The sequence below is a fragment of the Citrobacter sp. RHBSTW-00524 genome (genome assembly GCF_013747755.1).
Classification (GTDB): domain Bacteria; phylum Pseudomonadota; class Gammaproteobacteria; order Enterobacterales; family Enterobacteriaceae; genus Citrobacter; species Citrobacter braakii.
Genome location: NZ_CP056421.1, coordinates 4,831,792 through 4,845,560, shown reverse-complemented (window position 1 = coordinate 4,845,560; position 13,769 = coordinate 4,831,792). Strand labels below are relative to the sequence as shown.

The 13,769-nt window shown below is 56.3% G+C and carries 12 protein-coding genes; 3 read left to right on the top strand and 9 right to left on the bottom strand.

Going from position 1 to position 13,769, the window contains the following annotated elements; genetic code table 11:
- Positions 1 to 23: 23 nt before the first annotated feature.
- Together yjcO and fdhF are read right to left on the bottom strand one after the other, a co-directional pair.
- Complete coding sequence (yjcO, locus tag HV229_RS23270) at positions 24 to 713, bottom strand: Sel1 family TPR-like repeat protein YjcO (protein ID WP_016155379.1); 690 nt, start codon at positions 711 to 713, stop codon at positions 24 to 26.
- Positions 714 to 816: 103 nt separating this feature from the next.
- A complete protein-coding gene (gene fdhF / locus HV229_RS23265) occupies positions 817 to 2,964 on the bottom strand; it encodes a formate dehydrogenase subunit alpha (RefSeq protein ID WP_082201324.1) in 2,148 nt (715 codons plus the stop codon).
- A 288-nt stretch (positions 2,965 to 3,252) separates the two neighbouring features.
- Between fdhF and HV229_RS23260 the strand changes: the two genes are divergently transcribed.
- The gene (locus HV229_RS23260; RefSeq protein WP_019077857.1) at positions 3,253 to 3,984 is read left to right on the top strand and encodes a response regulator transcription factor; all 732 of its coding nucleotides are present in this window, start codon (positions 3,253 to 3,255) and stop codon (positions 3,982 to 3,984) included.
- Positions 3,985 to 3,998: 14 nt separating this feature from the next.
- Here the strand turns inward: HV229_RS23260 and HV229_RS23255 are convergent, their stop codons facing one another.
- The 6 genes from HV229_RS23255 to HV229_RS23230 form a co-directional block, all read right to left on the bottom strand.
- Positions 3,999 to 5,003: a carbohydrate kinase family protein gene (locus HV229_RS23255; protein ID WP_181547749.1), complete on the bottom strand. Its 1,005-nt coding sequence runs from the start codon at positions 5,001 to 5,003 to the stop codon at positions 3,999 to 4,001.
- Positions 5,000 to 5,860: a ketose 1,6-bisphosphate aldolase gene (locus HV229_RS23250; RefSeq protein ID WP_016155383.1), complete on the bottom strand. Its 861-nt coding sequence runs from the start codon at positions 5,858 to 5,860 to the stop codon at positions 5,000 to 5,002. Before HV229_RS23250 ends, HV229_RS23255 begins: the two co-directional genes overlap by 4 nt.
- Before the next feature lie 14 nt (positions 5,861 to 5,874).
- On the bottom strand, positions 5,875 to 6,558 hold the full coding sequence (locus HV229_RS23245; RefSeq protein ID WP_016155384.1) for a D-lyxose/D-mannose family sugar isomerase: 684 nt from the start codon (positions 6,556 to 6,558) through the stop codon (positions 5,875 to 5,877).
- A 120-nt stretch (positions 6,559 to 6,678) separates the two neighbouring features.
- A complete protein-coding gene (locus HV229_RS23240; RefSeq protein ID WP_019077849.1) occupies positions 6,679 to 7,620 on the bottom strand; it encodes an ABC transporter substrate-binding protein in 942 nt (313 codons plus the stop codon).
- A gap of 29 nt (positions 7,621 to 7,649) precedes the next feature.
- A complete protein-coding gene (locus tag HV229_RS23235; protein WP_016155386.1) occupies positions 7,650 to 8,645 on the bottom strand; it encodes a hypothetical protein in 996 nt (331 codons plus the stop codon).
- Positions 8,638 to 10,161: a sugar ABC transporter ATP-binding protein gene (locus tag HV229_RS23230; protein ID WP_016155468.1), complete on the bottom strand. Its 1,524-nt coding sequence runs from the start codon at positions 10,159 to 10,161 to the stop codon at positions 8,638 to 8,640. Before HV229_RS23230 ends, HV229_RS23235 begins: the two co-directional genes overlap by 8 nt.
- Positions 10,162 to 10,275: 114 nt before the next feature.
- On the opposite strand from HV229_RS23230, the gene HV229_RS23225 reads away from it, so the two are divergent.
- The gene (locus HV229_RS23225; RefSeq protein ID WP_181546499.1) at positions 10,276 to 12,540 is read left to right on the top strand and encodes a hybrid sensor histidine kinase/response regulator; all 2,265 of its coding nucleotides are present in this window, start codon (positions 10,276 to 10,278) and stop codon (positions 12,538 to 12,540) included.
- Positions 12,541 to 12,609: 69 nt separating this feature from the next.
- The gene (gene yjdP, locus HV229_RS23220; RefSeq protein WP_016155470.1) at positions 12,610 to 12,939 is read left to right on the top strand and encodes a DDRRRQL repeat protein YjdP; all 330 of its coding nucleotides are present in this window, start codon (positions 12,610 to 12,612) and stop codon (positions 12,937 to 12,939) included.
- Between the two features lie 69 nt (positions 12,940 to 13,008).
- Here the strand turns inward: yjdP and phnP are convergent, their stop codons facing one another.
- Positions 13,009 to 13,767: a phosphonate metabolism protein PhnP gene (gene phnP / locus HV229_RS23215; protein ID WP_016155390.1), complete on the bottom strand. Its 759-nt coding sequence runs from the start codon at positions 13,765 to 13,767 to the stop codon at positions 13,009 to 13,011.
- Between the last annotated feature and the right edge of the window lie 2 nt (positions 13,768 to 13,769).

The following is a 13,769-nucleotide window of genomic DNA, read 5'->3' as shown; positions in this document are numbered from 1 at the left end:
GCGCCATCCGGCAATGCAAATCATTACCCGTTTGTTAACTTATCAAACTCTTCGCAGCCGGTATCGAATCCTTCCATACAGCTCAGATTCAGCCAGTGCAGCGCCTTCTGTTTATTCTTCACGATAAAACCCTGTTCACCGTTTAAGAACATCATCCCTGCCCAGTATTCGGAATAACCGGTGCGGGAAATGGCTGAGCTTCGTTTGAAATACCACGTCGCTTTCTCATCGTCAGCGGGAATGCCCACGCCGTTGGCGTAAATCAGGCCGAGCAGCATTTGTGCGTCGACGGCGGAGTCATTTTCCAGGTCTTCGGAGGCGTTTTGCAGCAAGGTAATGGCTTTAGGGTAATCGGTACGTCCAGCCTGGGTGTTGACCAGAATCCGCGCCAGGGTAAGTTCTCCCGCTTTACTGCCTGCTTTGGCTGCTTTTTCCGCCAGCGTTTTAGCCTGGGGGTAATCCAGACTGACCGGATTTGTAATTTTGATTTGCGCCAGTAGCGCGCAGGCGTCGGCATCGCCGTTGTCGGCGGCTTTTTGCGCCCAATACTCGGCTTTGCTCAAATCGCCCGAACTGAACCAGGTATCGGCAAGAAAGTACTGTGCGCGACGATCCCCTGCCTCAGCGGCCTGTAAGTACTGGCTTCCTGGCTCAGTATCACTGGCATGGGCAAAGAATGTCATAAAGAACATCAATGCAATGAGTTGTTTCATTTTGAGTTTTATTTAGGGTACGGAATGAACAGTATAAAGAGATCGTATGGATAAAAAAACAGCCTCCGGGCGGAGGCTGTTGCAGAACAGTTACGTAAACGGACTAACCCATCGCGCTTTCGCGCAGGCTGGCTTTCAGCTTGGTGTACTCATCAATGACATACTGCTCGGCAGCGCGCTGATCGGCAATGCGTTCAACGTTAACGGCACAGTACTTGTACTCCGGCGTTTTGGTAATCGGGCTTAAGTTCTCGGTTACCAGCTCATTACATGCGCCAATCCACCACTGGTAGGTCATGTAAATCGCGCCTTTGTTTGGACGATCGCTGACTGCTGCACGGGTAATGACCCGGCCTTTACGCGAGTTAACCCACACCAGCTCTTCATCCTGGATGCCCAGGCGTGCTGCGTCGGCGGTGTTGATCTGGGCATAGCCCGGTTCATCCGCCAGCGCGGCCAGCGCCGCACAGTTACCGGTCATCGAACGGCAAGAGTAGTGGCCGACTTCACGCACCGTAGACAGCACCATCGGGTACTCCTCAGTGAGTTTGTCGATTGGCGCTACCCAGTCGCAGGTAAAGAACTGCGCCAGACCGTTCGGGGTATCGAACTTCTCTTTGAAGAGATAAGACGTACCCTGGTCGGCTTCTGAGGTGTCGCGGCAAGGCCACTGGATATAACCCAGTTCGCCCATTTTCTCGTAAGTGGCACCGTAGAAATCCGGGCACAGATGACGCAACTCATCCCAGATTTCCTGGGTGTTGTTGTAGTGCATCGGGTAGCCCATACGGGTGGCGATTTCACTGATAATCTGCCAGTCCGTTTTCAGATCCCACTTCGGCTCAACGGCTTTAAAGAAGCGCTGGAAGCCACGGTCAGCCGCGGAGAAGACGCCTTCATGCTCGCCCCATGACGTAGACGGTAAAATAACGTCTGCGGCAGCGGCAGTTTTGGTCATGAAGATATCCTGCACGATGACCAGTTCCAGATCCTCAAAGCCTTTGCGCACTGCGGAGAGTTCAGCGTCGGTCTGTAATGGATCTTCACCCATAATGTATGCCGCGCGGACTTCGCCATGCGCCGCACGGTGCGGCAGTTCACTGATGCGATAGCCGGTATGTGCAGGCAGACTTTCCACGCCCCAGGCTTTAGCGAACTTCTCGCGGTTAGCCGGATCTTTCACATACTGATAGCCCGGATAAGTATCCGGTAGCGCGCCCATGTCGCATGCGCCCTGAACGTTGTTCTGGCCACGAACCGGGTTAACGCCCACGCTTGGCTTACCGAGGTTGCCGGTCAGCATTGCGAGGCTGGTCAGTGAACGCACGGTTTCCACACCCTGATAGAACTGGGTAACACCCATGCCCCACAGGATGGCCGCGCTTTTTGCCGTGGCGTACATACGAGCAGCCTGACGAATATCCTGTGCGCTAACGCCAGTGACATCTTCGACGGACTCCGGCGTGTAGCCTTCGACAATCTTGCTGTACTCTTCGAATCCTTCTGTACGGGAGGCGACGAACGCCTGGTCGTACAGTTTTTCTTCGATGATGACATGACCCATGGCGTTGAGCAGCGCGATGTTCGAGCCGTTTTTCAACGCGATGTGCATATCGGCAATACGCGCGGTTTCAATTTTGCGCGGATCGCAGACGATAATTTTCGCCCCGTTACGTTTAGCGTTAATCACGTGATTCGCCACGATCGGGTGGGAATCCGCCGGGTTGTACCCGAAGATGAACACTAAATCTGTGTTATCAATTTCATTGATAGCATTACTCATTGCGCCGTTACCGACCGATTGGTGCAGACCTGCAACCGAAGGGCCGTGTCAGACGCGAGCGCAGCAGTCAACGTTATTGGTACCAATAACGGCGCGCGCGAATTTTTGCATTACATAGTTGGTTTCGTTACCCGTACCGCGAGATGAACCGGTCGTCTGAATAGCGTCCGGGCCATACTTCGCTTTGATGGCGCTCAGACGAGTGGCGACGTAATCAAGCGCTTCATCCCAGGAAACGGATTCCAGTTTGCCGCCACGCTGGCGACGGATCATTGGGGTTTTCAGACGAGGGGTCAGGATCTGGGTATCATTGATAAAATCCCAGCCATAGTAGCCCTTCAGACACAAGGTACCCTGGTTGGTTTTCCCCTGCGCCGCTTCAGCCCGGACGATTTTGCCGTTATCGACCACCAGGTTGATTTTGCAACCTGATGCGCAATATGGGCAAACCGTGACGACTTTTTTCATCGGTCTCGCTCCAGTTAATCAAATCACGCATACGCGCTTGTCGCTTGAGTTATGCATCTTTTATGCCATGTTTTTATCAGGGGCATTAGTCGATATTACGGGCGAATTTTGCGCAAAACCCTGACGAAAAACAGGCTGTCGTCATATTTGACGTGACGAATCTCCAATACGTGACGGCCCGGCAGTGTGACCGAGGTTATGTTTCCCACACATCCTTGTGCCTTATCGCTGTCACTCTGTGCAGAATCAATCACACTCATTTAAGTTGGCCAGAAATGGGGAAAAACAATGAAGCCAGCCATACTGGTTGTGGATGATGACATCGCTGTCTGCACGCTTTTACAGGATGTGCTGAGCGAACACGTCTTTGCAGTGACCGCATGTCACACCGGGCAGGAGGCGCTGCGCTGCATTGAGACTCAGCCGGAAATCGCTCTGGTATTGCTGGACATGATGTTGCCTGATATTAACGGTCTGATGGTGCTGCAGCAGGTGCAAAAGATGAGACCCGGATTACCGGTGGTGATGCTGACCGGGCTTGGCAGCGAGTCGGATGTGGTTGTCGGGTTGGAAATGGGCGCTGACGACTACATCGGTAAACCGTTCAATGCGCGGGTGCTGGTGGCGCGGGTAAAGGCGGTACTCAGACGCGTCGGCGTGTTAACGGCAGAAAGCGGCAGCCCGCAAACCACGGGACTTTCTTTTAACGGTTGGCATCTCGATACCGCCGGTTGCCAGTTACATAATCCTCAGCAACTGAAGGTGGAGTTGACGCAGGGGGAATACAGCCTGCTGCTGGCGCTGGCCCAAAACGCCCGCCGGGTACTTAGCAGAGAACAGCTGCTGGAACTGACGCGCAGCGACAGCGTTGAGGTATTTGACCGCACCATTGACGTGCTAATCATGCGGTTACGGCGAAAAATAGAGAACAACCCGCATCAGCCGATGCTGATCAAAACCCTGCGCGGGCTGGGCTATGTGTTTGCCGCCGACGTTCAGCATCATGATAAGGCGGCGTAAACGTCTTATCCGGCTTACAAGGACGCTATATCGGCTTTTAACTCTGCCAACGTTTTCGCGCCGTCTATCGCGTTGGCGCACAGCAAACTGGCCCGTGCGCAGGCGTGTGCCAGCCTGACGCTGTCCGTCAGCGACCAGCGTTCATGACAGCCATACAAAAATCCGGCGCAAAACGCATCTCCCGCCCCGACGCTGCCAACGATCTCCTCCGGCGCCAGATACTGTGACGGGATCCAGACGCCCGGCAGATCCGGCGCTTCACCCCAGGCGCCTTCCGGACAGTGGATAACCACCCGCTGGCGAACGCCCGCATTCAGCAGTTCGCGCGCAGCGGTGGCGATGTGCGCAATATGCAGCTCCCCGTTGGGCAGGCGGATCTCCAGCCCGCTGAATTCCCCGGCTTCCAGCTCGTTAATTACCAGATAGTCGAGATGGCGCAGGGCTGGCATCACTAACGGCTGATAGCGCGGGTCGCCCTTGCGTGAAACCAGATCCAGTGATGTTTCAAAGCCGTTGTCGCGCATTTGCGCCAGCAGCCGTGCGCTACGCGTGCCGTACTCCTCATCCGGCATGTCCAGACTGTCGAGCAGCAGCAGATAGCCAAGATGGAAGATTTTCATCGAGGTATCCAGTTGCTCAAAAGCGGGCAGATCCAGCAGCCGGTTGGCGCCGGGCGAGTGGAAAAAGGTGCGCTGACCGCTGGGATCGGTCATCACCTGTGACATCGACGTGGGGGCGAAAGTCGTGCGCTGCACATGTTGGCGATTAACATGATACTGCTCCAGCATCGCCATGATGTAGTCGCCGTCGCTATCCTGACCGATTAACCCCACTGCCTGCAGCGGCAGTCCGGTGTGCATTTTCGCCAGCGTCAGCAGTACGTTCAGCGGCGCACCGCCCGTCGCGCGTTCGCTACGGATGATTTCCGCCAGCCAGCCGCGTTCCGGCCACTGCACAATTTGATGCACATGATCGACCAGCATGTTGCCTGCGGCGATAACGCCTTTGCGTTCCATCAGACCCGTCCCGCGCTGCCAAAAATACGCATCTGTTCTGAAACGGTATCGGTAATGGCCTCTTCAATGGCGAGCAGCAGTTCGGCAAATTCGTCGTACAGGGGCTGACGATTCGCTATTCTTGTCTCTACTGCCGACAGCGCCGCCTGCGACATGCCGGTATAGAAGTTGATTTTGTGAATGCCGAGTTCAATTGCGCGCTTGAAATCGTCGTTGCTGATGCCGGAACCGCCGTGCAGTACCAGCGGGATCGCCGCCTGCTGGCGAAGGGCGTCCAGACGCGGAAAGTCGAGCACCGGTTCGCCTTTATATTTGCCGTGTGCATTACCAATGGCGACCGCCAGCGCGTCAATCCCGGTTCTGTCGACGAAATCACGCGCCATCATCGGGTCGGTAAATAGCGACTCGTCGGCATGACCATACAACGCGCCGCCCTCATCGCCTCCCACCGCGCCCAGTTCGGCTTCCACCGATACGCCGACGGCGTGACACATCTTCACCACTTCGCGAGTTTGACGAATATTTTCTTCATACTCCAGCGTGGAGCCATCAAACATCACTGAACTGAAACCTAAGCGCAGTGCCCGAACCACCGACTCAAAGTGCAGGCCGTGGTCAAGGTTCAGCACTACCGGAATGTCATGCCGCGCGGCTTCGAACTTGACCGCTTCGACCAGAGAATCCAACGAGATATATTTAAAATGCACCTCGGCGATGTTGATGATAAACGGCGAACGTTCCTGCTTTGCTGCGGCAAACAGCGCGCGCAGGAAGTGTGAGTCCAGAACGTTAAACGCCCCTAAGGCATAGCGGTGCTCGCGGGCATGGGCAAGGCCATCGGCGAGAGATATCAACGGCATAATGCGCTCCTTGGTTAGCGGAACAGGCGATACTCATTACACAGTACCAGCTGCGCCGGTTCGTCTTCTTCAATGTCGTTATAGCGGGCGATCGGTTGCAGAAAGTGGTTATCGTGGTCGTCGTCATTAACAGAAGAAACCTCGCCGACCAGCACGTCGCCAAAACCTTCTTCCGCCCAGAAGCTGTGATACAGGCCCGGCGGCAGGCAGATGCTTTCACCCGGCGTCAGGCGCAATTGACTGCCTGCCGCATGGGTTTGCCGACAGCCGTCAATCACCACGCTCACGTCGCTGTCCTCCGTTTGTTCTCGGATCCCCGCATTCCACAGTTCCACAATTAAATTACCGCCGCCGCGATTGATAATGTCTTCGCGTTTGCGCCAGTGAAAATGCATCGGCGTGACCTGTGCATCGCGAACATGCATGATTTTCTCGGCGTAGCATTTCTCGTAAGGCATTCCTTTCGGCGAGCCATTACGCAGGGTAAACAGCGTTAACCCTTGCGCGGCGAAATTGTTGCCGCCAAACGCGGTGACATCCCAACCGAGCTTAAGGTCGAAAACTTCGCTCCAGGCGGCGGGATCAAGCTTGCGCCATTGGGTCGGCGGGAAACTGGCGAAAGGGGGGAGATGCACGTCGTGCAGAGAGAAAAACTGGCGCGTGTGGCCAAGGATTTCGTTTATTGCTGAGCGTTTCATCGGCAGAATCCTCCTTAATATCATGCCGGATGGCGCTGCGCTTATCCGGTCTACAAAATCATACCGATCTTGTAGGTCGGATAAGGCATTTTTGCCGCCATCCGGCGTTGTTGTGGCGGGTTATTTCACCGTCCAACCCTTATAGCTGCCGACGTTGTTTTTATCGATCATCGTCACCGGGATCAGTACGGGCTCTTTCGGGGCGGGTTTCCCCTGCAATATGTCATAGCCGATTTCGACCGCTTTGGCAGCCATCACCTGCGGATCTTGTGCAGGCGTCGCCACAAATAGTGAGTTTTCCCGCTTCAACGCTTCTTCAGCGTCTGGCGATCCGTCTACGCCGACAATAAAGAATTCGCTACGTTGTGCCTGTTTTGCCGCCAGATCGGCACCGATCGCCGTAGGATCGTTAATGGCGAATACGCCGTCGATCTTCGGATTCGCCGCCAGCAGCGCGGTCATGATCTCCAGTCCGCCTTCGCGACTGCCTTTGGCGTTTTGGTTATACGACAGCACCTTGATATCCGGGTGGCGTTTAAACTCGGTCTGGCAGCCTTCCACGCGGTTCTGGACGGCGGAAACCGGCGGCCCGTTGATAATGACGACGTTGCCTTTCCCTTTCAGACGGTCGGTAATGTATTTACAGGCCATTTCACCCGCCTGGGTGTTATCGGAGGTAATGGTCGCATCAGCGCCTTCCGCCGCTACGTCAACGGCAACCACCACAATCCCTGCGTCTTTCGCGCGTTTTACCGCTGGGCCGATGCCTTTGGAGTCGGCGGCGTTAAGAATAATCATGTCGACCTTGGCGGCAATAAAGTTGTCGATTTGCGACACCTGTTGTCCCAGATCGTAGCCGCTGGAAACCAGCGTCACTTTAACGCTATCACCCGCCAGTTTGCGTGCTTCCAGCTCCGCGCCTTTGGTGATCTGCACGAAGAACGGGTTGGCCAGATCGCCCACCGTAACGCCGATCGATTTCAGTTCTTTTGCCTGCACAAACGGAGCTGCAGCAAGCAGTGCGCCAGCACAGAGCGCGGTGACTAAGGGCTTCAATCTCATGCTGTATTCCTCGAAGTAAGATGTTGTTGTTATGCACTTTGATGGTGTCGGGTACGGTATTTGTCGATCAGTACCGCTATGATGATCACCGCCCCTTTGATCACCAGTTGCCAGAAATAGGAGACGCCCATCAGCGTCATGCCATTATTGAGCGTGGCGATAATCAACGCCCCTACCAGCGTGCCGGTGATGGTACCGATCCCCCCAACAAAGCTGGTACCGCCGAGGATCACCGCCGCGATGGCGTCCAGTTCGTAACCCATGCCTAAGTTGCCGTTGGCGCTGTATAGCCGCGAGGCGCTCATCACCCCGCCAAGACCTGAGAGCACACCGCTCATGCCGTAGACGAACAGCAGCACCAGCCACACTTTGATACCGGTTAAACGAGCGGCCTGCATATTGCCGCCGACCGCATAAATATGAACGCCGAGTGTGGTGCGCCTAAGAATGAACCAGCACATCACCACCACCGCCAGCGCAATGACCACTAGCCACGGAACCGGACCAAGATAGTTGTTACCGATCCACTCAAAGCTGATATTGGAATTGATCACCGTCGTGCCGTCGGCCAGCAGGTAGGCTGCGCCGCGCAGCGCCGTATACGTTCCAAGCGTGACGATAAACGGTGGCAGTCCGGCAAAAGCAACCAGCGCGCCGTTAAACAACCCCAGCACCAGACCGAGCATCAGCGCCGCCGGAATCGACAGCATGGCAAATTCAGGGATCAGCGAAACGACCATAGCCGCGACGGCGGTGGTGCCGAGAATCGAGCCAACCGAGAGGTCGATCCCGCCGGTCAAAATAATGAAGGTCATGCCAGCCGCCAGCACGATGTTGATCGACGCCTGGCGGGTAATATTCAGCAGGTTGCTTTCGGTAAAAAAGTTTGGCGCGATAAAGCCAAACACCGCCACTATCAGGATGAGAATCGGCAAGATGCCGACCGTTTGCATCAGATCGCTCATCAGCAATTTTTTCGCGGAGGCGGATTTCGCCACCTGCTGGGGAGTGGTTGGATTATTCATGGGACACCGCCTGGTGATGGGAGTCGTTCACGCCGGTTGCCAGCGTCATAATATTTTCTTGGGTAATACTTTGCCCGTTCAGCTCACCGGCAATGCTGCCTTCCCGCATGACGTACACGCGATCGCTCATACCGACAACTTCCGGCAATTCGCTGGAGATCATCAGGATCGCCACGCCTTTGCGCGCCATGTCGTTCATGATCCGGTAGATCTCGCTTTTGGCGCCAACGTCCACGCCGCGCGTGGGTTCATCAAGGATCAAAATGCGTGGGCCGATCGCGACCCAGCGAGAAATCAGCAGCTTTTGCTGATTACCGCCGGACAGCCCGCCCGCGCGAACCTGGGCGTGCGGAACGCGGATGTTGAGCAATTGGATGGCGTCATCGGAAATAGCCTGCGCCTTTTTGCGATCGAGCATGCCCCAGTTGGCGTCACGTTCCAGCGTCGCCATGGTGATGTTCTCTGCTGCCGCCAGCTCTAAAAACAATCCCTGCTCTTTGCGGTTTTCCGTCAGAAAGCCAATGCCGTGGTCAATCGCCTCGCGAGGGGAGTGGATCACCACCGGTTCACCGTCTACTTCAATCATGCCGCCGATGGCTTTACGCACGCCAAAAATCAGTTGAGCCAGTTCAGAACGCCCGGCGCCGACTAACCCGGCAAGGCCGACGATCTCCCCGGAGCGCACCAGCAAACTGCACGGCTGGACTTTATGGCCGTCGGTCAGGTGGTGGACGTTGAGGCGCGCTTTACCTAAGGGAATATCGCGCTCTTTGTTGAACAAATCGCTTAACGGTCGGCCCACCATCATGCGCACCAGCTCAGAGGCGTTGAGTTTGTCGCGGGTCAGGCTGCCTACATATTGCCCGTCGCGCAGGACGCTGACGCGGTCCGAGAGTTCATACACCTCCGCCATGCGGTGGCTAATGTAGATAATCGCCATCCCCTCATCGCGCAGGCGCATGATCAGTTCAAACAAGCGGTGGGTTTCACGTGAGGAGAGGGCGGCAGTGGGTTCATCCATCACCAGAATGCGGCTGTTACGGTGCAGGGCGCGGGCGATTTCCACCTGCTGCTGTTCGGCGATGGTCAACGTCATCACGCGATCGCTGGCCTTAAACTGGGCGCCGAGTCGGTCGATGACTTTCTGCGACTGCATCACCATCTCTTTACGCTGGACCAGACCGCCGCGCGACAGCTCGCTGCCAAGAAAGATATTTTCCGCCACCGTCAGGTTCGGCGCGAGCTGCATCTCCTGGTAAATCAGCGTGATGCCTGCGCTGAGCGCGTCCTTTGGCCCGCGAATGTGAAACGGCTGACCGTCGATCAGGATCTCACCGCTGGTGGCCGTATACGCGCCCGCAAGGATCTTCATCAGGGTGCTTTTCCCCGCGCCGTTCTCACCCATCAGGGCATGAATCTCACCCGGCCAGACCGTTAAATCGACCCCTTTCAGCGCGTAAAATTTACCAAACGCTTTGGCAATGTTGCGCATCTCCAGAACCGGTGTCCTGCTCATAGCGGATCTCCTGTGGGGTGGCCGATATCAGCAGTCCATCACAGGAATGTAAATGCAAAATGTCAGAAGCCGTTCATATTTGTCATATTGCGATTTTTCTTCACGGAGCGTGATATGCCGCAACCAGGACGTCACTTTTTCGCCAGTGCGCGCGGACGATTGCTGTTCTTCAATCTGCTGGTGGTGACGGTCACGCTGATGGTAAGCGGTGTGGCGGTGCTGGGGTTTCAGCATGCCAGTCAAATCCAGGAACAGGTGCAGCAGCAAACCGTTGACGACATGACCGGCAGCATGAACCTGGCCCGGGATACGGCGAACGTGGCGACGGCGGCGGTGCGGCTGTCGCAGGTGGTCGGCGCGCTGGAATACAAAGGTGAAGCGGAGCGGCTGCAGGAGACGCAACGGGCGCTGAAGCATTCGCTGGAACAGTTGGCCACCGCGCCGTTGGCGCAGCAGGAGCCGGCGCTGGTCGAGCGTATTATTCAGCGCAGCCAGGAGCTACAAAGCAGCGTGGAAGGTATGCTGCAGCGCGGGCAACGGCGACATCTGGAACGTAACGCCCTGCTCAGTTCGCTGTATCAGAATCAAAGTTATTTACGTCATCTGCAAAAGCTGACCGGCGCGCAGGATGACGTGCTGCTGGGGCAGATAGACCGCTTAATTGTTGCCGCCATTGAAACACCCACGCCGCGTTCGGTGGTGAAACAACTGGACGGCGTGATGCCCGCGCTGCCTGTGCAAAATAGCAATCAGCTGATTACCAACATCCTCACCGACTTCAACCAGGAGTTGCATAAGCTGGAGCCGCTCTCTTCTGCGCTTGAGCAGAGCGATTTGGCGATCAACTGGTATATGTTTCATATCAAAGCGCTGGTGGCGATCCTCAACAGCGATATCAACCGGTATGCTTCGCAGGTGGCGCTGATCTCCGAACAGCGGGTGGCGCAAAGCCATCAGGAACTGCAATCCGGCGCGTTGTTTATTTTGGTGTTTGCGCTGTTGGCGGTGGTGATCACCGGTTTTGCCGGCTGGTATATCTACCGTAACCTCGGTTCTAACCTGACGGCCATTTCGCGGGCGATGACCCGGCTGGCGCACGGTGAATCGGACGTTAGCGTCCCGGCCCTACAGCGGCGCGATGAGCTGGGCGAGCTGGCCCGCGCCTTTAGCGTCTTCGCCCGTAATACGGCATCGCTGGAGCACACCACCCGACTGCTAAAAGAAAAAACCAGCCAGATGGAAATCGACCGCACCGAGCGCCAGGGGCTGGAGGAAGCGCTGTTGCACAGTCAGAAACTGAAGGCGGTAGGGCAACTGACAGGCGGATTAGCGCACGATTTCAATAACCTGCTGGCGGTCATTATTGGCAGCCTGGATCTGGTGAACCCAGACTCTCCCGATGCGCCACGGGTCAATCGGGCGCTAAAAGCCGCCGAGCGCGGGGCGCTCCTTACCCAGCGGCTGCTGGCCTTTTCGCGCAAACAGTCGTTGCATCCCCATGCGGTGGAGCTGAAAACGCTGCTGGAAAATTTGGGCGAACTGATGCGCCACTCTCTTCCGGCTACGTTGACGCTGGAGATTGAAGCCCAGTCTCCCGCCTGGCCCGCGTGGATTGATGTCAGCCAACTGGAGAACGCCATTATTAATCTGGTGATGAATGCCCGTGACGCCATGGACGGGCAGGCGGGCACGATTAAAATCCGTACCTGGAATCAGCGGGTCACGCGCAGCGATGGGCGTAAGCAGGATATGGTGATGCTGGAAGTTGCCGACCAGGGAAGCGGGATGTCGCAGGAGGTGAAAGCTCAGGTCTTCGAGCCGTTTTTCACCACCAAACAGACCGGCAGCGGCAGTGGGCTGGGGCTGTCTATGGTCTACGGTTTTGTGCGCCAGTCCGGTGGCCGCGTGGAGATTGAAAGCGCTCCTGGGCAGGGAACGACGGTCAGATTGCAGCTTCCTCGCGCGGTTGTGCCGGTGCAGACACCGGTGGAGACAATCGCACAGCACACCCCGACTCGCGGTGAAAAACTGGTGCTGGTTCTCGAAGATGAAGCCGATGTGCGCCAGACGTTATGTGAGCAATTACACCTGCTGGGCTACCTGACGTTAGAGGCCGCCAACGGCGAACAGGCTATGCATATGCTGGCGGCTTCATCCGAGATTGATATTTTTATCAGCGACTTAATGCTGCCCGGCGGTTTAAGCGGTGTGGATGTGGTTAATCATGCGCTGGCACATTATCCACAACTGAACATCCTGCTGATTAGCGGCCAGGATTTACGTCCGGCGCATAACCCGGCGCTGCCGGATGTGGCGTTATTGCGTAAGCCCTTCACTCGGGGAGAACTGGCGCAGGCGCTGCGGCATTCGCGTAATTGAGATTCCTCCGCTACCCGCGCAAATACGCTTTGATTACCGTGGGGCGAGTTTCTTGATGAGGCTGGTTTTATGCAACGTTCCGCGACATTCTTACTTTTCACTCTGCTGATGATGACCACCGTATCGGCGCAGGCCGATATTATCGATGACGCCATCGGCAATATTCAGCAGGCGATTAACGATGCCTACAAACCGGACAGCGGGCGGGATTATGACGACTCTCGTGATGAAAGCTGGCAGCGACAGATGAGTGACGATCGTCGCAGACAGTATGATAATCGCCGCCGCCAGTTTGAAGACCGCCGCCGCCAACTGGATGACCGCCAGCGCCAGCTCGATCAGGAACGGCGTCAGTTAGAAGACGAAGAGCGCAGAATGGAAGAAGATTACGATCGTTAGCGCAATCTTTCGCTGGCAAGGTTATAGAGGGCAGAGACCTGTTAACAAGCCTTTAAGTGCGATGTAAACCTACCTCAGCACAATCTCCATTCCGTCATACCCGGCTTCAAGCCCTGTCGGTAGCGGATTCTCCATCATCCACAAATCAAACTGATGACTGATATGCGTCAGGATCACCCGTGGGCAGCGGATAACCTCGTTCAAGGCGATAACGGTATTTACATCGCTGTGATTGCGCGGCGGCTCGGCGCGCGGGGCGTGGCTGCAGTCGATGATAATCACCTGAGGCTGGTTATTGTGGAGAAACTTCAGCGTCTTGTCGGGAAGTCCGGCGGTATCGGAGAGCCACGCCACGCGGCTGTGCGCGGTCTCCAGCAGATAGCCAAACGTCAGCTTTGAATGGTTGAGCGGGAGTGGCGTCACCTGCAACCCTTGCAGGTTAAACACCACGAATGGCGCGACGGTATGGCTAAAATCGAGGATGCCAGGGTGCTTAAACAGATCGTCGCATCCCTGTTCATCTGGCGGACCGTACACCGGGATAGTCGCCCCCACGCCCCAGCGCAGCGGAAACAGCCCCTGCACGTGATCCATATGGTAGTGGGTGAGCAGAAACTGCTGGAAGCTGCCTGCTGGCCAGTCGTCCATCAGATGCGGGATCCCCGCGTCCAGCAGCGTCACCGCATTGTTAAATTTGACCACCCCGCTACAAGGGCGTCGACGGTATTGCGCCTGTAAGCGTGCTCGTTGGCAGGCCGCACAGTCACAGCCAAATGCCGGCACCAGTTGCGCGCCGCCGGTTCCCGTCAGCGTAATGGTCAGACTCATGG

Bases quoted from the DNA above. Each gene is read 5' to 3' on its own strand.
- HV229_RS23240 (WP_019077849.1), bottom strand. From the start codon at position 7,620: ATGAGATTGAAGCCCTTAGTCACCGCGCTCTGTGCTGGCGCACTGCTT.
- HV229_RS23260 (WP_019077857.1), top strand. From the start codon at position 3,253: ATGAAGCCAGCCATACTGGTTGTGGATGATGACATCGCTGTCTGCACG.
- HV229_RS23245 (WP_016155384.1), bottom strand. From the start codon at position 6,558: ATGAAACGCTCAGCAATAAACGAAATCCTTGGCCACACGCGCCAGTTT.
- HV229_RS23235 (WP_016155386.1), bottom strand. From the start codon at position 8,645: ATGAATAATCCAACCACTCCCCAGCAGGTGGCGAAATCCGCCTCCGCG.
- HV229_RS23250 (WP_016155383.1), bottom strand. From the start codon at position 5,860: ATGCCGTTGATATCTCTCGCCGATGGCCTTGCCCATGCCCGCGAGCAC.
- HV229_RS23225 (WP_181546499.1), top strand. From the start codon at position 10,276: ATGCCGCAACCAGGACGTCACTTTTTCGCCAGTGCGCGCGGACGATTG.
- yjcO (WP_016155379.1), bottom strand. From the start codon at position 713: ATGAAACAACTCATTGCATTGATGTTCTTTATGACATTCTTTGCCCAT.
- phnP (WP_016155390.1), bottom strand. From the start codon at position 13,767: ATGAGTCTGACCATTACGCTGACGGGAACCGGCGGCGCGCAACTGGTG.
- HV229_RS23230 (WP_016155468.1), bottom strand. From the start codon at position 10,161: ATGAGCAGGACACCGGTTCTGGAGATGCGCAACATTGCCAAAGCGTTT.
- yjdP (WP_016155470.1), top strand. From the start codon at position 12,610: ATGCAACGTTCCGCGACATTCTTACTTTTCACTCTGCTGATGATGACC.